Origin of the sequence: [Actinomadura] parvosata subsp. kistnae (assembly GCF_900323885.1) — a bacterium.
GTDB classification, from domain to species: domain Bacteria; phylum Actinomycetota; class Actinomycetes; order Streptosporangiales; family Streptosporangiaceae; genus Nonomuraea; species Nonomuraea composti.
In genome coordinates, this window is record NZ_OOHJ01000018.1 from 3,339,743 (window position 1) to 3,362,123 (window position 22,381).

General features: G+C 70.4%; 25 protein-coding genes and 2 tRNA genes. 21 read left to right on the forward strand and 6 right to left on the reverse strand.

Translation table 11 applies throughout. From position 1 onward, the window contains the following. Window positions 1-145 precede the first annotated feature (145 nt). Window positions 146-541: a hypothetical protein gene (locus tag KIS93_RS35770; protein ID WP_080043512.1), complete on the forward strand. Its 396-nt coding sequence runs from the start codon at window positions 146-148 to the stop codon at window positions 539-541. 90 nt (window positions 542-631) lie between these two features. Continuing rightward, window positions 632-1,825, forward strand: coding sequence for a cytochrome P450 (locus tag KIS93_RS35775; protein WP_080043511.1), 1,194 nt, complete (start codon window positions 632-634; stop codon window positions 1,823-1,825). A 1-nt stretch (window position 1,826) separates the two neighbouring features. Here the strand turns inward: KIS93_RS35775 and KIS93_RS35780 are convergent, their stop codons facing one another. Genes KIS93_RS35780 through KIS93_RS35795 form a run of 4 tightly spaced genes read right to left on the reverse strand, consistent with a single transcriptional unit; the run spans window position 1,827 to window position 4,574 of the window. Beyond that, window positions 1,827-2,354: a DinB family protein gene (locus tag KIS93_RS35780; RefSeq protein WP_080043510.1), complete on the reverse strand. Its 528-nt coding sequence runs from the start codon at window positions 2,352-2,354 to the stop codon at window positions 1,827-1,829. 7 nt (window positions 2,355-2,361) lie between these two features. Next, window positions 2,362-2,865: an NUDIX hydrolase gene (locus tag KIS93_RS35785; protein ID WP_281261985.1), complete on the reverse strand. Its 504-nt coding sequence runs from the start codon at window positions 2,863-2,865 to the stop codon at window positions 2,362-2,364. Window positions 2,866-2,908: 43 nt separating this feature from the next. After that, window positions 2,909-3,652 carry an ABC transporter permease gene (locus KIS93_RS35790; RefSeq protein WP_080043509.1) on the reverse strand — a complete coding sequence of 248 codons (744 nt, stop codon included), beginning with the start codon at window positions 3,650-3,652 and terminating at the stop codon, window positions 2,909-2,911. Further along, window positions 3,633-4,574, reverse strand: a complete 942-nt coding sequence (locus KIS93_RS35795; RefSeq protein ID WP_080043508.1) for an ATP-binding cassette domain-containing protein — start codon at window positions 4,572-4,574, stop codon at window positions 3,633-3,635. Before KIS93_RS35795 ends, KIS93_RS35790 begins: the two co-directional genes overlap by 20 nt. A gap of 231 nt (window positions 4,575-4,805) precedes the next feature. Between KIS93_RS35795 and KIS93_RS35800 the strand changes: the two genes are divergently transcribed. From KIS93_RS35800 to KIS93_RS35870, 15 genes are all read left to right on the forward strand, one after another. Beyond that, a complete protein-coding gene (locus KIS93_RS35800; protein WP_222107695.1) occupies window positions 4,806-5,360 on the forward strand; it encodes a P-loop nucleotide/nucleoside kinase family protein in 555 nt (184 codons plus the stop codon). Continuing rightward, window positions 5,357-6,361, forward strand: coding sequence for a lysozyme (locus tag KIS93_RS35805; protein WP_222107696.1), 1,005 nt, complete (start codon window positions 5,357-5,359; stop codon window positions 6,359-6,361). Before KIS93_RS35800 ends, KIS93_RS35805 begins: the two co-directional genes overlap by 4 nt. 67 nt (window positions 6,362-6,428) lie before the next feature. Continuing rightward, the gene (locus KIS93_RS35810) at window positions 6,429-6,932 is read left to right on the forward strand and encodes a C40 family peptidase (RefSeq protein WP_230466575.1); all 504 of its coding nucleotides are present in this window, start codon (window positions 6,429-6,431) and stop codon (window positions 6,930-6,932) included. Between the two features lie 84 nt (window positions 6,933-7,016). Beyond that, window positions 7,017-7,247, forward strand: a complete 231-nt coding sequence (locus tag KIS93_RS35815; protein WP_080043506.1) for a transposase — start codon at window positions 7,017-7,019, stop codon at window positions 7,245-7,247. 39 nt (window positions 7,248-7,286) lie between these two features. Then, a tRNA-Thr gene (locus KIS93_RS35820) sits at window positions 7,287-7,359 on the forward strand. A gap of 251 nt (window positions 7,360-7,610) precedes the next feature. Continuing rightward, window positions 7,611-8,681, forward strand: a complete 1,071-nt coding sequence (gene pstS, locus KIS93_RS35825; RefSeq protein ID WP_080043505.1) for a phosphate ABC transporter substrate-binding protein PstS — start codon at window positions 7,611-7,613, stop codon at window positions 8,679-8,681. Window positions 8,682-8,797: 116 nt separating this feature from the next. Beyond that, window positions 8,798-9,403: an SMI1/KNR4 family protein gene (locus KIS93_RS35830; protein ID WP_080043504.1), complete on the forward strand. Its 606-nt coding sequence runs from the start codon at window positions 8,798-8,800 to the stop codon at window positions 9,401-9,403. A gap of 302 nt (window positions 9,404-9,705) precedes the next feature. Next, entirely contained in the window at window positions 9,706-10,680 is a 975-nt protein-coding gene (locus tag KIS93_RS35835) for a PLP-dependent cysteine synthase family protein (protein ID WP_080043503.1), read from the forward strand. A gap of 258 nt (window positions 10,681-10,938) precedes the next feature. Beyond that, window positions 10,939-11,012: transfer RNA gene (locus KIS93_RS35840), tRNA-Met, on the forward strand. Between the two features lie 71 nt (window positions 11,013-11,083). Further along, complete coding sequence (gene rpmG / locus KIS93_RS35845; protein WP_019632658.1) at window positions 11,084-11,248, forward strand: 50S ribosomal protein L33; 165 nt, start codon at window positions 11,084-11,086, stop codon at window positions 11,246-11,248. Between the two features lie 353 nt (window positions 11,249-11,601). Next, window positions 11,602-12,051, forward strand: coding sequence for a MaoC family dehydratase N-terminal domain-containing protein (locus tag KIS93_RS35850; RefSeq protein ID WP_080043502.1), 450 nt, complete (start codon window positions 11,602-11,604; stop codon window positions 12,049-12,051). 1 nt (window position 12,052) lies between these two features. Then, window positions 12,053-12,481 carry a MaoC family dehydratase gene (locus KIS93_RS35855; RefSeq protein WP_080043501.1) on the forward strand — a complete coding sequence of 143 codons (429 nt, stop codon included), beginning with the start codon at window positions 12,053-12,055 and terminating at the stop codon, window positions 12,479-12,481. A gap of 220 nt (window positions 12,482-12,701) precedes the next feature. Beyond that, on the forward strand, window positions 12,702-13,763 hold the full coding sequence (locus KIS93_RS35860; RefSeq protein WP_155128666.1) for a glycosyltransferase family 2 protein: 1,062 nt from the start codon (window positions 12,702-12,704) through the stop codon (window positions 13,761-13,763). An 11-nt stretch (window positions 13,764-13,774) separates the two neighbouring features. Next, window positions 13,775-14,812 carry a UDP-N-acetylmuramate dehydrogenase gene (locus tag KIS93_RS35865; RefSeq protein ID WP_080043499.1) on the forward strand — a complete coding sequence of 346 codons (1,038 nt, stop codon included), beginning with the start codon at window positions 13,775-13,777 and terminating at the stop codon, window positions 14,810-14,812. A 232-nt stretch (window positions 14,813-15,044) separates the two neighbouring features. Beyond that, window positions 15,045-15,614, forward strand: a complete 570-nt coding sequence (locus KIS93_RS35870) for a TMEM165/GDT1 family protein (RefSeq protein ID WP_080043498.1) — start codon at window positions 15,045-15,047, stop codon at window positions 15,612-15,614. Window positions 15,615-15,664: 50 nt separating this feature from the next. On the opposite strand, the gene KIS93_RS67700 is transcribed toward KIS93_RS35870, so the two are convergent. Both KIS93_RS67700 and KIS93_RS35880 read right to left on the reverse strand, forming a co-directional pair. After that, window positions 15,665-18,520, reverse strand: coding sequence for an ATP-binding protein (locus KIS93_RS67700; RefSeq protein ID WP_281261986.1), 2,856 nt, complete (start codon window positions 18,518-18,520; stop codon window positions 15,665-15,667). A gap of 125 nt (window positions 18,521-18,645) precedes the next feature. After that, the gene (locus KIS93_RS35880) at window positions 18,646-18,792 is read right to left on the reverse strand and encodes a hypothetical protein (RefSeq protein ID WP_186404594.1); all 147 of its coding nucleotides are present in this window, start codon (window positions 18,790-18,792) and stop codon (window positions 18,646-18,648) included. A gap of 199 nt (window positions 18,793-18,991) precedes the next feature. Here KIS93_RS35880 and deoC point away from each other — a divergent pair, with 199 nt between their 5' ends. From deoC to KIS93_RS35900, 4 genes are read left to right on the forward strand one after another with little or no spacing between them, the layout of a single operon-like run. Further along, a complete protein-coding gene (deoC, locus tag KIS93_RS35885; RefSeq protein WP_155130014.1) occupies window positions 18,992-19,921 on the forward strand; it encodes a deoxyribose-phosphate aldolase in 930 nt (309 codons plus the stop codon). Window positions 19,922-19,926: 5 nt separating this feature from the next. Beyond that, window positions 19,927-21,345 (forward strand): aldehyde dehydrogenase family protein, encoded by a 1,419-nt coding sequence (locus KIS93_RS35890; protein WP_080043495.1) that lies wholly within the window; start codon window positions 19,927-19,929, stop codon window positions 21,343-21,345. Beyond that, complete coding sequence (locus tag KIS93_RS35895) at window positions 21,338-21,532, forward strand: hypothetical protein (RefSeq protein WP_080043494.1); 195 nt, start codon at window positions 21,338-21,340, stop codon at window positions 21,530-21,532. Before KIS93_RS35890 ends, KIS93_RS35895 begins: the two co-directional genes overlap by 8 nt. Further along, complete coding sequence (locus tag KIS93_RS35900) at window positions 21,525-22,370, forward strand: aldehyde dehydrogenase family protein (protein ID WP_080043493.1); 846 nt, start codon at window positions 21,525-21,527, stop codon at window positions 22,368-22,370. The genes KIS93_RS35895 and KIS93_RS35900 overlap by 8 nt, the downstream gene beginning before the upstream one ends. Window positions 22,371-22,381: the final 11 nt, after the last annotated feature.

The following is a 22,381-nucleotide window of genomic DNA, read 5'->3' on the forward strand; positions in this document are numbered from 1 at the left end:
GTGACTCGCGGCTGTCGATTGTGCGGCACGACCGGGGTCTTGCCGCAAGCCCCCCGTTGCGCTATACGTTGAGAGTGGCGGGAGGTGTGACCTCCGCATTTCATCGTGACGCTCTCATCGCGACCTCGTCCCGGGGGTCCGGCCCATGGCTTCCGACCAAGAAGAGCCGGCCGTGCTGGTGCAGGTGCTGCGCCTGGTGGAGACGCTGGTGATGCTGGCCGCGACCGCCGACGAGCAGGTCGCGTGGTGCCGGCGGCACGGCTGGTGCGAGGATGAGCTGGCGCTCGACTTCGACTGGGCCAACGGGCTGGTGCCGAACGTGGACGAGCAGGCCCCCGGGCTGCTGTCGCCGGCCCTGCACGAGTGCCTGCGGCAGATCGACGACCTGCTCGGCAGGATGGGCGGGCAGGCCAACGCCGACAAGTGGACCGCTGTAGGGCTGGCCACCGACCCCGACTGGGCCGAGATCCGCAACCTCGCCAGGCGGGCGCTGACCGAGGTGACCGGGCTGGTCCGGGTGCCGTCCCCCGACGTGCTGTGACCGTCCACCGCCTTGCTTGACGGCCCACCGCCTTGCTTGACGGCGGGACGGCGCGGGGGCAGGCTCGGGGCGGACCACCGGAGGTGGGCGATGACCGAGATCCCGCGATTCCCGATGCGGCGCGCGGAGAAGTGCCCGTTCGACCCGCCGCCGCAGCTCCGGGACCTGCAACGCGACGCCCCGCTCGTCCGGGTGCGCCTGTGGAACGGCAGCACCCCCTGGCTGGTCACCCGGCACGCCGAGCAGCGCGCCCTGCTGAGCGACCCCCGGCTCAGCGCCGACCTCCGGCGCCCCGGCTACCCCCACATGGTGGAGGCCGGGCCGGAGGCGGGCTTCAGCTTCATCCTCATGGACGACCCCGAGCACGCCCGGCTGCGCCGGATGGTGACCGCGCCGCTGACCACGCGGCGGGCGCAGGCGTTGCGGCCGGTCACGCAGGAGATCGTGGACGGTCTCATCGACGACCTGCTGGCCGGGCCGAAGCCGGTCGATCTGGTGGAGGCGTTCGCGCTGCCGGTGCCGTCGCTGGTGATCTGCAGGCTGCTCGGGGTGCCGTACGAGGATCACGGCTTCTTCCAGGCCAACAGCCGGATCCTGATCAAGCACGACGTCACCTTCGACGAGCGCGCCCAGGCCGGGCTGCGGATCACCCAGTATCTCGGCCGCCTGATGGCCCGCAAGACCGCCGACCCGGGCGACGACCTGCTGTCGGAGCTGGCCCAGCGGGTCGCGGCCGGTGAGCTGGCCGAGGCGGAGGCCATGCAGATGGGCGTGCTCATCCTGCTGGCCGGCCACGAGACCACCACGAACATGATCGCGCTGGGCACGCTCGCCCTGCTGGAGCACCCCGGCCAGCTCGCCGCGCTGCGTGCGGGCGATGCCGAGCTGACCGTCTCGGCCGTGGAGGAGCTGCTGCGTTACCTGACGATCACCCATCAGGGGCTGCGGCGGGTGGCGACCGAGGACATCGAGATCGCCGGCCTGACCGTGCGGGCGGGCGAGGGCGTGGTGCTGGACCAGGCGACGGGCAACCGCGACCCGGACGCGTTCCCCGGCGACCCCGACCGGCTCGACCTGCGGCGCGACGCCCGGCGGCACGTGGCGTTCGGGTACGGCGTCCACCAGTGCCTGGGCCAGCAGCTCGCCCGCATGGAGCTCCAGGTAGTCCTCGGGACGCTCTACCGCCGCATCCCCACGCTGCGGGCCGCCGTCGGCCTGGAGGAGATCCCGTTCAAGGAGGACGGCCTCGTCTACGGCGTGTACGAGCTGCCGGTGGCCTGGTGACTCAGTGGCCGGTGGCCCCGTCGAGGCGCTCGCGGAGCAGGTCGGTGTGGCCGTTGTGGCGGGCGTACTCCTGGATCATGAGCGTGTGGACCCAGCGCAGCGACATGGTGATGCCGCGCCGCGGGTCGGTGAACGTCTCGTCGAGTGAGTGGCCCGCCAGGGTGCGGCGGACGGCGTCGAGCTCGGCCAGGTAGGTCGCGTGGTCCGCCGCCGCGTCCGCCCCGTCCACGTCGAACTCGGCGTTCAGGTCGTCGTCGGTGCAGAACAGGTACGGCACCCGCTCGCCGGCGAACCGGGTGCGGAACCAGTCGCGCTCCACCTCGGCCATGTGGCGCAGCAGCCCGAGCAGCGACAGGTGCGACGGCTCGATGTGGCGCGACTTCAGCTGGGCGGCGGTCAGGCCGCCGCACTTCCAGAGCAGGGTCTCGCGGTGGTGGTCGAGCCAGGCGTCGGCGATGGCCCGCTCGTCGGCGGCCGGCACGGTCAGGTGGGGGTTGAGCCGGGTGATCTCCGGCGATCGCCAGATCATGCCTCCATCATGCGGGCAACAGCGTCAACCAGGTGCGCTGCGGGCAGACACGTTCGATCTCCGCGCGCGAGAGCCAGCCCGCGTGCGTGCTCTCCGAGCCCGCGGGCGGCCGCGTCGGCGCGCCCGCCCCCGGCACGGCCGCCCGGAACATCGCCATGTACGTCAGCGCCGGGTAGCGGTAGCCGGCCGGCGGCGGCTCCAGCAGCTCGATGCGCTGCCAGGCGAAGATCGACAGGGATGAGGGCGGCAGGCGCAGGCCGGTCTCCTCGTGCAGCTCCCTGGCCGCCGCCTCGGCCAGGCCCTCGCCGGGCTCCACGTGTCCGCCCGGGATGTCCCAGCCGCGGCCCTCGCGGTCGACGCAGGTCATCAGCGTCCGGCCGGCGGTGTCGGAGACGAACGCGAACGCCGACGTGGTCTGCTCGACCGGCGGCAGGATGTCCGAAAGGATCACGTCGAGGCGGTGCGCCACCGGGATCCAGGGCACCGTCCGCGTCGCCACCACAACAGTCACCCGCTCACTGTGGTGGCGACGGGAAACGGATGTCAAAACGGGGTCAGACGCCCCGGCGCATCGCGCGGTTGCCGAGGTGGAGGCCGATCGCGGCGACGGCGCAGGCGGCGGCGGTGCCGTACAGGACCGACGGGTTGGCCAGGTCGCCGGCGAACAGCGCGCGCTGGGCGTCCACGACGTAGGTGACCGGGTTGACCTGGCCGAGCGCCCGCAACCAGCCGGGCGCGGTCTCCAGCGGGAGCAGCACCCCCGAGAGCAGCAGCAGTGGGAACATGATCGACTGGCTGACGACGTAGAACAGGGTGCCGCCCGGCGCCGATTTGATCGCCAGGACGAACGAGAGCGCCCCCAGCCCCACGCTGAACACCACGAGCTGCGCCAGCGCCCCCAGCACGCCCGCCAGGTGCAGCTCGAAGCCCAGCGGCAGGGCCAGCACGATGATCAGCACCGCCTGCACGAGCAGCGTCAGCATGGCCTTCACGCTCTTGCCGACCAGCATCGCCGTACGGTTCAGCGGCGTGACCATCAGCCGCTCCATCGCGCCGCCGATCAGCTCGACCAGCAGCGTGTAACCGGCGCTCATCGGCCCGGTCAGGCACATCATGACCAGGATCCCCGGCACGAACCACTGCCAGGACGAGCCGACCGCCCCGTCCAGCAGCGACCCGAACAGGAACAGGAACAGCAGCGGCTGCCCCATGTCGAACAGCAGCCCGGCCGGGTTGCGCAGGCTGGGCCTGATCTCGCGGGAGAAGACGGTGGTGGTGTCACGCAGGAATGTCGTCATCGGTGAGGCTTCTTCCGGTCAGGGTGAGGAACACGTCGTCGAGGGTCGGGCGGATGGTCTCGGCGGTGACGACCTTGACGCCGGCGGCGTCGAGCGTGCGCAGGTGCCCGGGGAGCGCGGCGGTGGCGTGCGCGACCCGCAGGCGCACGGTGACGCCCTCCCGGACGCCGCCACCGAGCTGAACGGCCGTCTCCGCCTCCCGCTCGGTCGCGGTGGTGATGACGATGTGGTCGCCGGCCAGGTCGTTCTTGAGCTGCTCGGCGGTGCCGTCCGCGATGATCCGGCCGCCGTCGATGATCACCACCCGCTCGGCCATGCTGTCGGCCTCCTCCAGGTAGTGGGTGGTCAGGAACAACGTCGTCCCGTACGCCTCGCGCAGGCGCAGGATGTGCTCCCAGACCTCCGCGCGGCTCTTCGGGTCGAGACCGGTCGAGGGCTCGTCGAGGAACAGCAGGTCGGGGCGGTGGATGAGGCCCAGGGCGATGTCGAGGCGGCGGCGCTGCCCGCCCGACAGGGTGCCCGGCAGTCGCCTGGCCAGCGGCGCCAGGTCGAGCAGGTCGAGCAGCTCGTCCGCGCGGGCCGCGGCCTCCCTCGGGCGCAGGCCGTAGCAGCGGCCCTGGGTGACCAGCTCGTCGCGGACGAGGAACTCCTCGCCCGCGCTGTTGCGCTGCCCCACGTACCCGATGCGGGCCCGCACCCCGGCGGGGTCGCGGGCCACGTCGTGGCCGGCCACCGTGGCCGTGCCCGAGGTGGGTGGCAGGAGCGTCGTGAGCATGCGCAAAGTGGTGGACTTGCCCGCGCCGTTCGGCCCCAGGAACGCGACGAGCTGGCCGGCCTCCACGTCGAGGTCGATGCCGCGGACGGCCTGCACGCTCTCCTTCTTCACTTTGAACACTCGGGTCAGTCCACGGGCGTGGATCATGGTCGCCCTCCTCCGGGCATGGCGAAGAAACCCCTGGTCGGGGGCGCTTTCAAGGAATCGGATCCAGTTTGCGCACGTTCGGAGGGGTCTGGCAAACGCGAATGTGATGTTCATAAACGGCTCTGACCTGCGAAAACACCGTCGGGAGCGGGGCTGCTGACGTACCGAATTTCGGGGCTCCGAAGTGCGGTTTCTCCCATTCCGGGGATGATTTCTGCGAGCATTCCGCGCATGTGTGATCTCGTCGTGCTCGTCAACGGCCTGCCGGGCTCCGGCAAGACCACGGTGGCCCGCGCGCTGGGGCACGCGCTCGGCTGGCCCGTCATCAGCAAGGACGCCATCAAGGAGACGCTGGCCGACGTCCTCGAAAGGCCGCAGGACCTGTCGCCGCGCGAGTGGAGCAGCCGGCTGGGGATGGCCGCGGGGGAGAGCATGTGGACGCTGCTGGCGGCGGCCGGCCGCGGCGCGGTGCTGGAAAGCCCCTGGCTGGCGCCGCTGCGGCCGGTGGTGCTCGCCGGGCTGCGCCGGGCCGGCGTCGAGGCGGGCCCACGCGTGCGCGAGGTCTGGTGCGACGTGCCGCCCGAGGTGGCCAGGCGCCGCTACGAGCAGCGCGTACGGCACCCGATCCACCTCGACGGGGAGGTCGGGGACGAGCGCTGGAAGGAATGGGCGGCCGGGGCGCGGCCCCTGGGGATCGGCCCCGTGCGCCGGCTCCCAATGACGCGGGAAATTGATATTCCTGGACTTGCGGAATTCTGCGCGGCTCCGCCAGGATCTCCGGCGTGAAACGTCTCTTGTTATTCGCGGCAATCGCCACGGTCGGCATGACGGGCGTCGCGCACGCGGCCGACGGGGTGCCCGGTGTGGACGTCAGCAACTGGACGGGCGACATCGACTGGGCGAGTGTTGTCGCCGGGGGCGGGAAATTCGCGTTCGTGCAGGCCACGGAGGGCGCCGACTACACCAACCCGCGTTTCAGCGCCCAGTACGACGGCGCCGCCGCGGCCGGGCTGATCCGCGGCGCCTACCACTTCGCGCAACCGCACGAAACCGATGGCGCGACCCAGGCCGACTATTTCCTGCAGCACGGCGGTAACTGGGTGAGCGACGGCCGTACGCTGCCGGGTGTCGTCGATATGGAGGACAATCCGTACAAGGACACGAACGGCAAGAACAACTGTTACGACCTGTCGCCCGAGGACATGGTGACCTGGCTCAAGGACTTCACGAAGAAGTACTACGAGTCGACCGGCCGGCACGCGATCATCTACACCACCACGAGCTGGTGGCAGACGTGCACGGGGAATTCCGCCAAGTTCAAGTCCAACCCCCTGTGGCTGGCCCGCTGGGGCAGCGATCCGGGGGAGCTGCCGAAGGGCTGGAAGAAGCACACGTTCTGGCAGTCGGCCGACAAGGGGCCGCTGGTCGGGGGCGGGAACACGTTCAACGGCTCGGAGTCGCAGCTCGCCACGCTGGCCAACCCGCCCGCCTCGGTGACGGTGTCGGGCCAGGCCAGGAACAGGAAGACGTACACCGTCACCATCAACAACACCGGGCCGCACCCGGTCAAGGACATCAAGCTGTCGGGTCGCGCGTTCGGCGGTCAGAACGTGGTGCGGGCGCCCGGGTGCGACGTCAGCGGTACGGCGGTGCGCTGCACGGTCGCGGAGCTGCCGCGCGGGCAGAAGAAGACGTTCACGTTCACCACGAAGCCCAGGAAATCGACGGGCACGGTCGGGATGTACGTTACCGTCGGTTCAGTGAAACTCACGCTTAAGTCACGATGAGGCAGGATATTTCCCAAGAGCTTTTGTCGTAGGGCTTTTGGGGGCGTGAATGAGGCGGCGGTTGGCCGTGGCAGCGGTGCTGCTCCTGCTGACCGCCACGGCCTCCGTGCCGCTCGGGCTGTCCCTGCCGCCGCTGATCGTGCGGATCGCGTACGAGATCGAGCAGCGCGGCATCGTGTACGCGTGGGGCGGCGGCCACGGCGCCTCCCCCGGGCCGTCCAAGGGCACGTGCAGGGGCTACCAGGGGCGGATCAAGCCCTGCCCGGCGGCCCGGACGCGCGGGCTCGACTGCTCCGGTTTCGCCCGCTGGGTGTACGCCCTCGCGCACGGCGAGGACGTGCTGGGCCCCGGCAACACCGACGACCACGTCCGCAGGATGCGCCGCGTCTCCTCGCCCCGGCCCGGAGACCTGGTGTTCTTCGGGAAGATCACGAAAAAGACGGTCAAGACCCACCACGTCGGCATCTACCTCGGCGGCGGCAAGATGATGAACGCCCCCGAGACCGGAGCCGTGGTGCGCGTCGACGACATCGGCCGCAAGAAGGACTTCGCCGGGTTCTACCGGTACTGATGAGGTACCTGTACCGAATCGGTATACCTGGAACGCCTGTGACGGGGCCGAAAATGAGAGACCCCACGGCTAACGTGTGTCGCTATGGACAGGCGATGGGTCGGGCTCGACGGTTACGAGGTCGTCGGCGCGGTGCGCGCGGGGCGGCAGGTGCTCCGGGTGCGCAAAGACGGATGGCTGGTCGCTGACTGCACCTCCGTCGAGGAAGTCGCCAGGCACGTTGACCTGGCCGATCTCTGCGAGGTCATCGAGCTGCCCGCGCGCCGCCGGGCCGAGCCGCCGGCGACGGCCCGATCGAGTTCGCATCATCGCTGAGTGCCGTGTATGGTTACACCTGTCCGCAGCGCCGGACAGGCCCCTATAGCTCAGTCGGCAGAGCGTCTCCATGGTAAGGAGAAGGTCAACGGTTCGATTCCGTTTGGGGGCTCGCATCTCACGCCCGACCCGGAAGTTCACGGGGTCGGGCGTTTCGCTTTCCCCCTTGAGTCACTCCTCCCGGCGCCGCGACGGCGAGCGCGGTCGCCGTGGCGGCCTCCACGAACCATCGGGTCACGAACGCCCTCAGCACCATCACCCAGACCACGAGTTGTGGGGCTTGGCGTGGCTTGTGCCGTTCGAGCCCGAGATTTGAGATGTGGCTGACGGGCGGCATCCCCGCAGGTCCATAGCCTGAGGGAAATGGCAAGGTCAACGTGGATCGCTGTGGCGGCCGTGGTCGTCGCCTTCGCCGTGGCGGTCGGCGTCGCCCTGGTGAGCGGGATCCTGCTCCTCGGCACCAAGGACGAACCGCACGCCCCGCCGGTCACCGACACCGCCCACGGCTCCGGCTCGACGGCCCAGAAGGGGGCGATGGACGCCTGGCGCGCCGAGTTCGAGCGTATGCACCCGGGGCTGCGGGTGAGCTACGAGGCCAACGGCTCAGGCGCCGGGATCGCGGACTTCATCACCGGACGCAGCGCGTTCGCCGGCTCGGACGTCCCGATGAACGCGCAGGAGCAGGCGCTGGCCGACCGGCGCTGCGGCGGCCGGGCCGTCCACCTGCCCATGGTCATCGGCCCCGTCGCGCTGGCGTACAACGTGCCGTCCGTACCGGACCTGAAGTTGTCACCCGCCACCCTGACCGGCATCTTCAGCGGCCGCATCACCCACTGGGACGACCCGCGGATCGCCGCCGACAACCACGGCAGCCGCCTGCCCCACACCGAGATCCGCGCCTTCCACCGCGCGGACGACTCCGGCACCACCCACAACTTCCTCTCTTACCTCCGAACGACCGGCCACTGGCCCCACGAGCCCTCCAGGAAGTGGAACGGCGCCGGGGAGGGGGTCACGGGCTCCAGCGGCATGACGCAGGCCGTGGAGCACAGCCAGGACTCGATCGGGTACGTGGAGTACGGCTTCGCCAGCAGCGCCCGCCTGAAGGTCGCCAAGCTCCGCAACGCCTCCGGCCACTTCGCCGCCCTCAACCCCATGAACGCCAGCGAAGCACTCCAGGGAGCCCGGAGCGCCGGCCGCACGAACGACCTGGTGGTGCACATCGACTACGCCACCAAGAAACCCGGCGCCTACCCCCTCGTCCTCGTCACCTACGAGATCATCTGCTCCCACGGCACCGACCCCCCGGCCCTGGCCTTTCTTGGATACGCCGCCAGCGACGCGGGCCAGTCCTACCTGTCCCTGTACGGCTACGCCCCACTCCCCGACAGCCTGCTGGCCCAGGTTCGCACCCGTCTCGGCACCACGACCTGAGCCGATTCGCAGGGAGTCGGCGTCCGGCACCGCGCCGGCGGGTGAGTGATAGAAAGCGAGCTGAGCTCTGCCCGAACGGAAGTCGAGCATGAACAAGGGTGCAGTGGTGAAGGTAAATGGCTGATTCGCTGGACCGGCTGGTCACGCTTGGTTCGCCCCCGCTGGGCAGGGCGAACGACGCGGATCTGAAGGCCCCCGAGATGCTTCGGCCGCTCCTCCTTCAGAAGAACGGATTCTATGCCTTCGAATCCTCCTTGCACGTATTCCCCTGGGGAGAGATTCCGGGGGGCGGGGAGTTCTGGAATGAGGATGGCTTGTGGCAGCATGAATACGGCGACGCCGTCGCCAGTCTGACGTTCTTCGCCGAAGATGCCTTCGGCTTCCCCTTCGCGATAGGAGAAGGCGGGGTCTTCACCTTCGACCCTGAGACTGCCGAGCGTGACCTGATCGCCTCGGGTGTCGAGGAGTGGGCTTCCTTGATGCTGGACGACCCTGACGTCCAGACCGGCTTCCCGGTGATGCACGAGTGGCAGGTCCGTAACGGCGCCATCCTGCGCGGCCACAGGCTCGCTCCCGCCGTCCCCTTCTTCTTGGGCGGCAAGTTCGAGGCACAAGAGATGCGCATGAAGGATTCGATGGAACTTATGCGCTTCAGGGCCGACATCCATCGTCAGGTCAAGGATTTGCCGGACGGTGCGCAGATCAGTATCAGGCTTGAATGAGTATCGCTGCGACCTCTGCCTGAGACCGGGGCCGCCCGGGACGTACCCACGTGACCATGGCCACGGGGTCGAGGTGCCCCTCGAGTGCGGAGATCCATAGACGCGAGATCGGTCCAGCTTGACCACGGAGTCGGGCAACTTGGGCTCGCGTAGCGGCGGTCCGCCACTGAAGGGCTCAGAGGGCGTTTCCTGGAAGGTCATCAGCCGGAGTGCGGTGGGTGGTGGACCATGGCAGCGCGTAAAGGATGGGGTTCCTAGCGAAGTGCGGCGGGTCCTGGCGCGGTGTGGGAAAGGGGAGCGGGATGGGGTGGGAGGACGTGCTGGCGGCCGGGGAGCCTACGCCGTTGGTGGAGTTTCCGCTGGGTGGGGGCGGGGTCAGGCTGCTGTTGAAGGACGAGTCGAAGCAGCCGAGCGGGAGTTTGCGGCATCGGCATGCCAGGGCGTTGTTCCGGCGGGCGATGCGTGAGGGGCTCATCGCCGAGGGGGACACGGTGGTGGAGGCCACCGGGGGGAATGCGGCGGTGGCTCAGGCGTGGTTCGCGCGGCGGCTGGGGTTGTCGTACGTCGTGGTCATGCCGGGGGAGTACAGCGCTGCGCGGGCGCGGCCGGTCGAGGAACTGGGTGGGGAGTGCCGGTTCGTGACGCCACCGGTGGCCATCTATGAGGCGGCGCGGAAGATCGAGGGGCATTTTCCTGATCAGTTCGGGCGGGCGGTTGAGCATGATCTGGCGGAGGAACTGTTTGGGCAGGTGCGGCCTGACTGGGTGGTGAGCGGGGCGGCTACGGGGGTCACGTCGGCGACGCTGGGGGCGTGGATTCGCCGGCAGGGGGAGAGATGCCGGGTCGCGGTGGCGGATCCGGAGAATTCGGCTTACTTCCCGGGGTGGACGCTCGATGTCGCTGACTACGCCACGGGTATGCCGTCGCGGATCGAGGGGATCGGGCGGCCCCGGGTTGAGCCGGGGTTCCGGGCCGATCTGGTCGATCTCGTCGTTCCCGTTGCCGATGCGGCCAGTGTGGCGGCGGCGCGGCTGCTCAGGGAAGTGACCGGGCTGGCTGTGGGGGCCTCGTCGGGTACGGCGCTCTGGGCGGCGCTGGAGCTGGTCGAGCGCATGCGGGCCAGAGGGGAGAGCGGCACTGTGGTGTCGCTCATCGGGGACGCGAATGAGCGGCCCCTGGCGACCTGTCATGACGACGGGTGGGCCAAGGCGAAGGGGCTGGACGTAGGGCCGCATGAGGAGAGGCTGCGGCGGCTCGTCGACGTTGCGGGCGGGTGAGCGGTGCTGCGGGAGGCGGTGGTGGGCGGAGGTCGCGAGGGGTGGTGCGCAGGGTCGCGAGGGGTGGTGGGCGCTGCTACGCTGGGCGTTCCCTCGTCTGGATCATCCTCGTGGCGGGGCGGCAGGTGGGGCTGTCGTCGTGGATTTCGATTGTCGGGGGTTCCTGAGGCATACTGGGAGCACCCCGCCCGACCGGGTGAGTTACGAATCTGCTCGCCGCGTCGGGTATTCTCTACGGGCCGGGCCTTTCCGGCTCAAGGCGGAGTAGCTCAGTCAGGCAGAGCAAACGGCTCATAATCGTTGTGTCGCCGGTTCAAGTCCGGCCTCCGCTACTGCCCCAGCCCAGGTCGCCAGACCTGGGTACGGGCGTGTCCATGTCCCGAACGTAGAAAGGCACTCCCAAGTGGCTGCCACCGACGTTAGGCCGAAGATCACGCTGGCCTGCCAGGAGTGCAAGCACCGCAACTACATCACGCGGAAGAACCGGCGCAACGACCCGGATCGGCTTGAGCTGAAGAAGTACTGCCCCAACTGCCGCTGCCACCGCGCGCACCGCGAGACCCGATAGGGCCTCCCGGGTAGGGCGGGCTTCTGCCCTCCTCCTGACATTGACATACCGCACAGCCGGCGTCCCCTAGCAGGGCGCCGGTTTGTCGTGTTTGTGGAGGGTTTGCGAAGCCCCGTGCGGCCCCCATGCGAAGCCCCGTGCAGGCCCCATGCGGAGCCCCGGCAGGCTCCGCGCGAAGCCCGCGCAGGTCCCGTGCGACGCCTCGACAGGTCCCGTGCGAAGCCTCGACAGGTCTCGTGTGGGTTCCGTTCGGGGTGCAGGCAAAAAGCAGGCCATCACCGGCGACAGCCGAACCTTGTTCTGTTAGCGTCTGGCCCATCAGTGCCGGAACGGAGACATGCGAGGGAGCAGCGATGGCCTTGAATCGTGACTTCGTGGGCAGGACCTATCCGCCGAGTGCCCCGTACGAGGTCAGCAGGGTGAAGATCAAGGAGTTCGCGGCGGCGATCGGCGACCACAACCCGCTCTACCGCGACAGAGAGGCCGCCCAGGCGGCCGGGTACCCGGACGTGATCGCGCCGCCCACGTTCCCCATCGTGTTCAGTCTGCAGAGCGGCGGCGAGGCGCTGGTGGACCCCGACCTGGGGCTGAACCTCGCCATGGTGGTCCACGGCGAGCAGCGGTTCGAGTACGTGCGGCCCGTCCACGCCGGCGACGAGCTGGTCATGACCTCCACCATCACCGACATCCGCACCGCCGGGCGCAACGAGGTGCTGACGGTCAGGAGTGACGTGCGGACGGTGCAGGGCGAGCCGGTGTGCGTGACGTACAACACGATCGTCGAGCGGGGAGGGGCCGCCTGAGATGACCGCAGCCGTGAGGTACGACGAGGTCGAGGTCGGGCAGGAACTGCCCGCCGCGGAGTACAACGTGCGCCGGGTGAACCTGGTGATGTACGCGGGCGCGTCCGGGGACTTCAACCAGATCCACTGGAACGAGCGGTTCGCCAAGATGGTCGGGCTGCCCGACGTGATCGCGCACGGGATGTTCACGATGGCGCAGGCCGGGCGGTTCGTCACCGACTGGGTGGGGGATCCGGGGGCGGTGGTGGACTTCGGGGTGCGGTTCTCGTCGATGGTGGTCGTGCCCGACGACGATCGCGGGGCGACGATCTCGGTGAGCGGGGTAGTGGAGGAGAAGCTGGAGGACAAGCGGGTGGTCGTCGGGCTCACTGCCAAGGCGGGGGACGCGAAGGTGCTGTCCAAGGCTCGGGCCGTGGTGCAGCTCTCCTGACGCGACTCTCTTCCGACACGGCTCTCCCGACACGGCTCTCTCCTGATGCGGCCTGCTGCGGCTGTCGTGAGACGGCGGCTCGTGAGACGGCGGCTCGTGAGACGGCGGTTCCTGAGAAGGCGCTCGTGATAAGGCGGGCGGCTCGCGGGTAGCGCGTGTTCGTATGAATGATGCTGCGCGACAGGTCTGGCCGACGATTCGATCCATCCCCGTCTCCGCGGTGACCGATGCCAAGCCGCCCGCCCACCTGCGGCCCGCCCGGCCGGGGGGAGTGGCGGGCGGCACGGGCACCGGACGGGACACCGCGGGAGGTGCTTCCACAGGTGGTGGGGGAGCGCCGGGAGTCGGTACGGCCGGGTCCCGGCGGACCTCGGGCGAGCACGCCCGCATGAACCCGGCCGCCGAGCTGGGCTTCTCCGGCGACCCCGGCCAGCACGGCAACCCGGATGACAGCATGCTGCACGCCCAGCGCGTCTGGGACGGCACGCTGGCCACCAACCGGCTCGACGACATGGGCGTGAACACCGAGCGGCAGCGCGTGGAGACCAAGGACGTCACGGTCGGCGTGGGGTTGCTGGTGGACGGCTGGCCGGAGGACGTCCGCGCGTGTCTGGAGTCGATCGTGGCGCACACGAACGCCCGCGTGCTGGCGATCGACCTCGGCAACGTGGACGGCGCCGGCGACGTGCTGCGCGAGCTGGCCGGGCGGTATCCGGAGCGGATCGCCGCCTGGCACGTGGCGGAGGAGCCGCACTGGCGGGGCGGCACGGCGACGTGGGGCGAGGGCAGAGCGAAGCTGCTGCGGCTGGACGAGTCCGAGGTGCACGTGCTGATGGACACGAACATGGTGCTGCGCGGCGACGCGCTGACGCCGCTGGTCGCGGAGGTCGTGGAGGGCGCGGTCGCGGCGGGCTGGCGGGGCCTGGAGCCGTCGGACGGCTCGGTGGCGCGGACGAGCATCGGCATCGTGCCGGAGTGGCGGGAGGGGCCGGGCGGCGCGGGGCCCGAGTGGCGGGAGGCGGGCCCTGGGCGGGTGCGGGCGCTGACCGGCGGGGTGATCGCGGTGCGCAGGGCTCAGGCGCTGGCCGCGCTGCCGGAGGACGCCTGCTACGGCGCGTACGCCGATCTGGAGCTCTCGCTGGCGCTGCGCGGCGACCTGATCGTGCCGGACGACACGCCGCCGGTGGAGTCGCTGGGCCGGCACGACGTGCCGGACGGCTACCTGGACCGCGAGTCCCGCCGCAACTACGACGGGGTGCTGCGCATGCTGAGTGCCTCCTAAGCTAGTTGCTCATGGAGATGCTCGCGCCGTACACCACGCTGCGCCTGGGCGGCCCCGCCCGCGACTTCGCCGAGGCGACCTCGGCGGAGCAGCTGGTGTCGCTGATCGCCGAGGCCGACAGGAACGACGTCCCGACGCTGGTGCTCGGCGGGGGCAGCAATGTCGTGGTGTCCGACGACGGGTTCGACGGGCTGGTCGTCAAGGTCGCGACGCAGGGGATGACCGTCTCGCGCGACGGCGAGCAGGTGGTGTTGGTGGTCGAGGCGGGCGAAGACTGGGACCGGCTGGTGGCCCGCGCGGTGGCGGAGGGTTGGTCGGGCATCGAGTGCATGTCGGGCGTGCCGGGGTTGGTGGGTTCGACGCCGATCCAGAACGTCGGCGCGTACGGGCAGGAGGTCGCCCAGACGATCAGGTGCGTGCGGGCCTACGACCGGCGCACCCGGCAGGTGGTGGACATCGAGGCGCGGCAGTGCGGCTTCTCCTACCGCGACAGCCTCTTCAAGCGCGACCTGTCCAGGTACGTCGTGCTGGCGGTGACGTACGCGCTGGACCTGTCGGATTTGTCGGGCCAGCTGGCGTACGAGGAGCTGGCCCGCAGGCTGGGCACCGAGGCGGGCGGCCGGGTGCCGCTGGACCGGGCCCGTGCGGCCGTCCTGGAGCTGCGCAGGGGCAAGGGCATGGTGCTCGACCCCGACGATCCCGACACGCGCAGCGCGGGCTCGTTCTTCACGAACCCGGTGCTGACGGCGGAGCAGGCGGCGGAGCTGGCCGTGCGCGCGCCCGGCCATCCGGGTTGGGATCTGCCCGGCGGCCTGGTCAAGGTGCCGGCCGCGTGGCTGATCGAGCAGGCGGGCTTCCCCAAGGGGTACGAGCGCGGCCCCGTACGCATCTCCACCAAGCACACGCTCGCCCTCACCAACCCGACGGGCGCGGCCACCGCCGCCGACCTCCTGGCCCTGGCCAGGGAGGTGCGTGACGGGGTGCGCGAGAAGTTCGGGGTGACGCTGGTCAACGAGCCGGTGCTGGTCGGCTGCGACCTCGGGGAATAGGCACCCGCCTGGGGCTGTTATGGTGGGTTGGAATTACCGAAGGGGAGTAGTCCCAATCGCGTGATCGACATACTGGCGCCTCCGGGTGCCCGGTCGCGCGGGCCTTCTTAGAGCGGGCGGACGAGACCTTCGGCCTGGCAGTCATGACGTGAAGACGCTGCCGGGCCGAAGTCGTGCCCGAAAATCTCTCCCCGGGTGCCTGCTTCCGGCCTGGCCGCGCGGAAGAGGACCGTTGGAAGCGTTCTGGATCAGCACCGTTGCCATCTTCGTGGCGGAGCTCGGTGACAAGAGCCAGCTCATGGCGATGACGTTCGCCACCCGTTTCAAAGCCTGGACCGTGATCCTCGGCATCACGGTCGCCACGGCCGTCGTGCACCTGCTCAGCGTGGCGCTGGGCGGCCTGGTCGGCGACTGGCTGCCGACGACGGCCATCTCGATCGTGGCGGGCCTGGCCTTCCTCGGCTTCGCCGTCTGGACGCTGCGCGGCGACGAGCTGACCGAGGAGGAGTCGAAGAAGGCCCAGCGCACCACCAGGAACGCGCTGATCGCGGTGACGGTGGCGTTCTTCCTGAGCGAGCTGGGCGACAAGACGATGCTGGCCACGATCACGCTGGCGTCGCGTTACGACGACTGGGTCGGCACGTGGATCGGCTCGACGGTGGGCATGGTGGCGGCCGACGCGCTGGCCATCCTGGTGGGGCGCCTGCTGGGCAAGCACCTGCCGGAGAAGGCCATCAGGTACGGCGCCGCCGCCGCGTTCGCCGTCTTCGGGGTGATCCTCCTGGTGGAAGCGTTCCTCTAAGGACGACAAAAGCCTCCAGGGCGACAAAGCCTCTAGGACGACAAAAGCCTCTAGGACGACAGGAGCGACAGGCGGTGGGCGGCGGCCGCGGCCTCGCCGCGCGTGGTGACGCCGAGCTTGCCCAGGATGTTCGACACGTGCACGCTCACCGTCTTCGCCGAGATGAACAGCTCGGCCGCGATGTCGCGGTTGGTGCGGCCCTGGGTGACCAGGCGCAGCACCTCCAGCTCGCGCGGCGTGAGCAGCTCCGACGGCTCCTGCGCCGGCGGGAGCCCGCCGACGCGGCGCGACAGCGCCTCGATGTCGGCGACGAGCGGGGCCGCGCGCAGCGCCTCGGCCAGCGGGAGCGCCGCCTTGAGCCGGGTCGCCGCGCCCTCCCTGTCGCCGGCCGCCGCGGCGGCGCCGGCCGCGCGCAGCAGGGCCTTGGCCTGGTTGTGCGGGCGCCGCAGCCGCTCCCACGCCGCCGCCGCGGCGTCGAAGTCGCCGAGGTAGGTCAGCCGGTACGCCTCCACAACGGGGCCGATGACGGCCAGCTCCGCGGCCACCTCGGCGGCTTGCCTGCGGACGGTCTCGGTGCGGGCCGGCTCGACGTCCTGGGCGGCGTCGCAGACGACGCGGAGCAGGGCGAGCAGCCGCCAGCCGAGCATGGCCTTGCTGGGCTGCTTGGGGCGGGCCAGCACCCGCTCGGCCTCGTCGAGGGCGGCGGCGGGCTCGCCGGTGGTGAGCCGGTAGCCGATGCGCAGGCGGGCGTTGTTGACCAGGTCCTGGACGAACTCCTCCTGGTGGTCCTTGAACACGCCGATCTCGGCCAGCAGCGCCTCGACGAGCTGCAGCTCGCCCCTGGCCATGGCGATGTCGGCGCGCACGCGCAGCAGGGCGAGCCGGTGGCGCAGGACGGGGCCGTGGCTGAGCGCGCTCTCGACGATCTCGATGGCTTCGTCCCAGCGGCCGAGCACCTCCATCGACTCGGCCCAGTTGTTGGCGATGAACAGGCCGCTGCCGCGCAGCCGCCCGTACTGCTTGGCGATGCCGTAGCCGTCCTCGGCCAGGCGCAGCGCCTCGTCCTCGCGGCCCATGTCGAGCAGCGCGTCGATGTTGTTGCCGAGCGCCCGGGTGATCAGGCGCGGCGAGCGCTTCTCGCGGCCGATGCGCAGCGCCTGCTCGTTCAGGGCGATCGTCTTCTCCGTCTCGCCGTTGAGCGAGTGGCCGAGCGCCTGGTTCATCAGCAGGTCGCCTTCGAGGCAGCGGTCGCCGTACTGCCTGGCCAGGCGCAGGCCCTCGGCGATGAGGCCGTCGGCCTCCTCGATCTGGCCGCGCAGCATGAGGTGGCGGCTGAGCGTCATGACGACCTCGGCCCGGTCGGGACTGTCCTCCGGAACGAGCTGCAGCGCGTGCCGCAGGTCGTCGATGACGCCGGTCTGGTTCTTGGAGTTCTTGAACGCGGCCCGGCGCTTGATGACCTGGGCCACCCGCTCGGGCTCCTTGGTCTCGTCGAGCTGCGACAGCGCGGCCTTGACGAACTTCAGGCCCCGGTCGACGTCGCCGCCGGCGTTGGCGGCCTCGGAGGCCCGCTCCAGCACGGCGGTGTGGTCGGCGCCGATGACGTCGGCGGCGTCGGGCACCCGGTCCCACAGCATGAGGACGCGCTCCAGGAGCTGGACGGCCTCGGTGTAGGCGTACGACTTGAACGACTTCTGCGCCGCCTCCCAGGCGGAGATGAGGGCCCAGCGGTCGTTGCGGGCGCCGTACCAGTGGTGGGCCAGCTCGACGGCGGCGCGGCCGGGCGGGACGAGCCGGCGGTCCTTGGAGATCTCCTCGGCGAACCTGGCGTGCAGGCGCTGGTGCTCGCCCGGCAGCAGCTCGTCGTGGACGGCCTCGCGGATGAGGGAGTGGCGGAAGACGTAGGCGCGGTTGTCGGCGATCTGCAGCACGTTGCCGGCGATGGCGGGGCGCAGCGCGCTCTCCAGCTCGACGTCGGACAGGCCGCTGACGGCGGCCAGCAGGGCGTGGCCGACGCGGTTGCCGCCGGCGGCGGCCACGCGCAGCACGCGCTGGGTCTCCTCGGGCAGCCGCTCGACGGAGCCGAGGATGAGGTCCTGCATGGATTCGGGGAACGTGCAGTCGACGCCGCACTCCAGCAGCGCCTCGACGAACAGGGGGATGCCCTCGCTGCGCTCGTAGACCTGCTCGACGGCGCCGTACTCGGAGGTCTTGCCGAGGATCGCGGTCATCTGCTGGGCGACCTCGTCGCGCGACAGGCGGGGCAGGTCGAGCCGGTGCACGCCGTTGACGCGGCCCAGCTCGGCGAGGACCGGCCGGAGCGGGTGCTGGCGGTGCAGGTCGTCGGAGCGGTACGTCATGACCATCAGCACCTGCGGCGCGTGCAGGTTGCGGCTGAGGAAGGCGATGAGGTCGCGGCTGGAGCGGTCGGCCCAGTGGATGTCCTCGATGACGAGGATGGTGGGGCGCTTCTCCGCGAGCCGTTCGAGGAGGGTGAGGAACTGCTCGAACAGGCGGGCGCGGCCCGTGTCGGTCTCGCCGTCGCCGTTGGGCTCGCCGAACTCGGGCAGCAGCCGGGCCAGGTCGCGCTCGGCGCCGTCGGGCAGCAGCCCCGCCACGGCGGCCGGGCCCTGCTCGCGGACGAGCTGGCGGAGCGCGGCGGTGAAGGGCGCGTACGCCAGGCCCTCGGTGGACAGCTCCACGCAGCCCCCGAAGAGCACGTGGGCGCCGTCGGCGGCGCGTTGCTCGGCGAAGCGCTGGACGAGCCTGGTCTTGCCGACGCCGGCCTCGCCCCCTAGGAGGACGGCCGTCGCTCTGCCTTTCCTGGCCTCGTCGAAGCTTTCAGACAGAGCCGCCAGCTCCTCTTCCCGCCCGACGAAGACGGGACTGACAGATCGTCCCCGCATGTCGTCCAGCATGTCATGCAACTTCCGATGCTTTCGACGGTTTTATGGCGAATTCGGGGCCCGCGTTCAAGGCGGGTGCGAGACCCGGCCGCGAGCGAGGATGCGGCCGGGTTCTCGTGGGGCGGTCATGACGAGCGGCGCTTGCCGAAGAACGAGCGGCGCTCGCTCTTGTTGCTCCGCTCGGCCTCGCGTACGCGGCGGTGGTGGGCGGCCGCCTTGCGCAGCTCGCTGGCCTGACTCTTCATGAGCTCGAACTCGATCTCGGGATGCATGGTGTGTCTCCTGAAATTTCCTGTGTCCTTCTGACACCTTCAAGATTCGTGCTAAGGCCCACCCCGCCACATCGGGTGGATGCCTTATCTCTGCTGTGCGCAGGCACTCCGCATACCTAGGAACGGGCGCCCGGGTGCCCTAAGGTGGTCCGGTTTGGAGGTAGTGGCCCTGGTCGGCGATGCTGTCTAGGTGTCAACTGTGACTACCTCGCTCGCGGACGTCGCCTCGTCCGAAGCCGCGTTGCGAGCATTTCTGCACGGCCTGCCCGGGGTCGACCGGGTCGGCGCGGACCAGCGGGCGGCGATGCTCGGCACCCGTTCGATCAAGACCACGGCCAAGGCGCAGGCCATTGACCTGGCCATCTCCATGGTCGACCTGACCACCCTCGAAGGAGCCGACACGGCCGGCAAGGTGCGCGCGATGTGCGCCAAGGCCGTGCGGCCCGGCGGGGAGGCGCCCTCGGTGGCGGCCGTGTGCGTCTACCCCGACCTCGTCGCCGTCGCCGCCGAAGCGCTCAAGGGCACCGGCATCAAGGTCGCCTCGGTGGCCACCGGCTTCCCCAGCGGCCGCACCTCGCTGGAGGTCAAGGTCAGCGACACCGCGCTGGCCGTGGCGGCGGGCGCCGACGAGATCGACATGGTGATCGACCGGGGCGCGTTCCTGTCCGGCCGGTACATGAAGGTGTACGAGGAGATCGTCGCGGTCAAGGCCGCCTGCGGGCCGGCGCACCTGAAGGTGATCCTGGAGACCGGCGAGCTGGTCACCTACGACAACGTGCGGCGCGCCTCCTGGCTGGCGATGCTGGCCGGCGCCGACTTCATCAAGACCTCCACCGGCAAGGTGGCCCCGGCCGCCACCCTCCCGGTCACCCTGATCATGCTGGAGGCGGTGCGCGACTTCCGCGACGCCACCGGCCGCCAGGTCGGCGTCAAGCCCGCCGGCGGCATCCGCACCACCAAGGACGCCATCAAGAACCTCGTGCTGGTCAACGAGACCGCCGGCGACGACTGGCTGACGCCGGAGTGGTTCCGGCTGGGCGCCTCCTCGCTGCTGAACGACCTGCTGATGCAGCGCGAGAAGCTGGCCACCGGCCGCTATGCCGGCCCCGACTACTTCACCCTGGACTGATGGCGATGTTCGAGTACGCACCTGCACCTGAGTCGCGCGACGTCGTCGACCTGAAGTCCTCCTACGGGCTGTTCATCGACGGCGAGTTCGTCGACGGCTCCGGCCCGTCGTTCAAGACCGTCAACCCGGCCACCGAGGAGACGCTGGCCGAGGTGGCCACCGCGTCCGCCGAGGATGTGGACCGGGCCGTGCGGGCGGCGCGTAAGGCATTCGACGGCTGGAGCGCGCTGCCCGGCGCCGAGCGCGCCAAGTACCTGTTCCGCATCGCCCGCCTCATCCAGGAGCGGGCCCGGGAGCTGGCCGTGCTGGAGAGCCTGGACAACGGCAAGCCGATCCGGGAGTCGCGGGATGTGGACGTGCCGCTGGTGGCGGCGCACTTCTTCTACTACGCCGGCTGGGCCGACAAGCTGGAATACGCCGGGTTCGGCACCAAGCCGCTCGGGGTGGCCGGGCAGGTGATCCCGTGGAACTTCCCGCTGCTGATGCTGGCGTGGAAGATCGCTCCGGCGCTGGCGTGCGGGAACACGGTGGTGCTCAAGCCGGCCGAGACCACGCCGTTGACGGCGTTGCTGTTCGCCGAGATCTGCCGGCAGGCCGACCTGCCGCCGGGCGTGGTCAACATCGTCACCGGCGCGGGCGAGACCGGCGCCGCCGTGGTCGCCCACCCCGACATCGACAAGGTGGCCTTCACCGGCTCCACCGAGGTCGGCCGGCTGATCGCCCGGGCGGTGGCCGGCACCGGCAAGAAGCTCACCCTGGAGCTGGGCGGCAAGGCGGCCAACATCGTCTTCGACGACGCCGCCCTCGACCAGGCCGTCGAAGGGATCGTCAACGGGATCTTCTTCAACCAGGGGCACGTGTGCTGCGCCGGCTCCCGCCTGCTGGTGCAGGAGTCCGTCGCCGAGGAGCTGCTGGCCGCGCTCAAGCGGCGGCTCGGCACGCTACGCCTTGGTGATCCGCTGGACAAGAACACCGACATCGGCGCGATCAACTCGGCCGAGCAGCTGGCCAAGATCCGCCGGCTGAGCGATCTGGGCGAGGCCGAGGGGGCCGAGCGCTGGTCGCCCGCCTGCGAGCTGCCCGAGCAGGGCTACTGGTTCCCGCCGACGCTGTTCACCGGGGTGGCGCAGTCGCACAGCATCGCCCGCGAGGAGATCTTCGGGCCGGTGCTGTCGGTGCTGACCTTCCGCACCCCGGCCGAGGCCGTGGAGAAGGCCAACAACACCCCGTACGGGCTGTCGGCCGGCGTGTGGACCGAGAAGGGCTCGCGCATCCTGTGGATGGCCGACAAGCTGCGCGCCGGCGTGGTCTGGGCCAACACCTTCAACAAGTTCGACCCCACCTCACCCTTCGGCGGCTACAAGGAGTCCGGGTACGGGCGCGAGGGCGGCCTGGCCGGTCTGGAGGCCTACCTTGATGTGTGAGCACCGCAGGGCCCGCCGCCGCGCGCGCCGGGCCGAGGCCACCCGGGGCCACGCCTTCGCCAGGGCCGGCCGGCCCGTCCGCACCGGCTGGTACGCCCACCGCTGCGGCGTGAGCCGGTGCGGCCAGGTCTTCGTGCCGGTCCAGATGTCGCAGGAGTCCACGTGGAGGGGGCGGGGCGATGAGTAGGTTGTCCGTCAAGAAGACCTACAAGCTGTACATCGGAGGGGCGTTCCCGCGCTCGGAGAGTGGGAGGTCCTACCCCGTGACCTCGGCCAAGGGCGAGTTCGTCGCCAACGCGGCGCGGGCCTCGCGCAAGGACGCCCGTGACGCCGTGGTGGCCGCGCGCAAGGCGTTCCCGGGCTGGTCGGGCGCGACGCCGTACAACAGGGGGCAGATCCTCTACCGGATCGCCGAGATGCTGGAGGGGCGGCGCGCGCAGTTCGCCGAGGAGCTGGGCGGCGGCAAGCGCGCGGCTCTGGAGCAGGTGGACGCCACCATCGACCGGCTGGTCTGGTACGCGGGCTGGTCCGACAAGATCGCCTCGGTGCGCGGGGCGGCGAACCCGGTGGCCGGGCCCTACTTCAACCTGTCCACGCCCGAGCCGACCGGCGTGGTGGCCGTGGTGGCGCCCGCCGATCCGCTGCTCGGGCTCGTGTCCGTGGTCGCGCCGGTGATCGTGACCGGCAACACCTGCGTCGTGGTCGCCTCCGAGCCCGCGCCGCTGGCGGCGATCACGCTGGCCGAGGTGCTGGCCACCTCCGACCTGCCCGGCGGGGTGGTGAACATCCTGACCGGCCGTCAGGCCGAGCTGGCGCCCTGGCTGGCGGCGCACATGGACGTCAACGGGCTCGACCTGACCGGGGTCGCGGACGCCGAGCTGGCGCTGAGCTGCGAGCAGGCGGCGGCGGAGAACCTCAAGCGGGTGGCGCGGCCCGTCCAGGAGGACTGGACGGCCGATCCGGGGATCGGCCGCATGACGCGCTTCCTGGAGACGAAGACCGTCTGGCACCCGATGGGCGTGTGAGCGCGGGCCCG

Excerpts from the sequence above, each read along its gene's own strand:
- KIS93_RS35780 (WP_080043510.1), bottom strand. The coding sequence starts at position 2,354 with ATGATCTGGCGATCGCCGGAGATCACCCGGCTCAACCCCCACCTGACC.
- KIS93_RS67700 (WP_281261986.1), bottom strand. The coding sequence starts at position 18,520 with ATGCGGGGACGATCTGTCAGTCCCGTCTTCGTCGGGCGGGAAGAGGAG.
- KIS93_RS35800 (WP_222107695.1), top strand. The coding sequence starts at position 4,806 with ATGTGTGATCTCGTCGTGCTCGTCAACGGCCTGCCGGGCTCCGGCAAG.
- KIS93_RS35855 (WP_080043501.1), top strand. The coding sequence starts at position 12,053 with ATGACCGCAGCCGTGAGGTACGACGAGGTCGAGGTCGGGCAGGAACTG.
- KIS93_RS35850 (WP_080043502.1), top strand. The coding sequence starts at position 11,602 with ATGGCCTTGAATCGTGACTTCGTGGGCAGGACCTATCCGCCGAGTGCC.
- KIS93_RS35830 (WP_080043504.1), top strand. The coding sequence starts at position 8,798 with ATGGCTGATTCGCTGGACCGGCTGGTCACGCTTGGTTCGCCCCCGCTG.
- pstS (WP_080043505.1), top strand. The coding sequence starts at position 7,611 with ATGGCAAGGTCAACGTGGATCGCTGTGGCGGCCGTGGTCGTCGCCTTC.
- KIS93_RS35865 (WP_080043499.1), top strand. The coding sequence starts at position 13,775 with ATGGAGATGCTCGCGCCGTACACCACGCTGCGCCTGGGCGGCCCCGCC.
- KIS93_RS35890 (WP_080043495.1), top strand. The coding sequence starts at position 19,927 with ATGTTCGAGTACGCACCTGCACCTGAGTCGCGCGACGTCGTCGACCTG.
- KIS93_RS35795 (WP_080043508.1), bottom strand. The coding sequence starts at position 4,574 with ATGATCCACGCCCGTGGACTGACCCGAGTGTTCAAAGTGAAGAAGGAG.
- KIS93_RS35880 (WP_186404594.1), bottom strand. The coding sequence starts at position 18,792 with ATGCATCCCGAGATCGAGTTCGAGCTCATGAAGAGTCAGGCCAGCGAG.
- KIS93_RS35815 (WP_080043506.1), top strand. The coding sequence starts at position 7,017 with ATGGACAGGCGATGGGTCGGGCTCGACGGTTACGAGGTCGTCGGCGCG.
- KIS93_RS35770 (WP_080043512.1), top strand. The coding sequence starts at position 146 with ATGGCTTCCGACCAAGAAGAGCCGGCCGTGCTGGTGCAGGTGCTGCGC.
- KIS93_RS35900 (WP_080043493.1), top strand. The coding sequence starts at position 21,525 with ATGAGTAGGTTGTCCGTCAAGAAGACCTACAAGCTGTACATCGGAGGG.
- KIS93_RS35775 (WP_080043511.1), top strand. The coding sequence starts at position 632 with ATGACCGAGATCCCGCGATTCCCGATGCGGCGCGCGGAGAAGTGCCCG.
- KIS93_RS35835 (WP_080043503.1), top strand. The coding sequence starts at position 9,706 with ATGGGGTGGGAGGACGTGCTGGCGGCCGGGGAGCCTACGCCGTTGGTG.
- KIS93_RS35895 (WP_080043494.1), top strand. The coding sequence starts at position 21,338 with ATGTGTGAGCACCGCAGGGCCCGCCGCCGCGCGCGCCGGGCCGAGGCC.
- KIS93_RS35790 (WP_080043509.1), bottom strand. The coding sequence starts at position 3,652 with ATGACGACATTCCTGCGTGACACCACCACCGTCTTCTCCCGCGAGATC.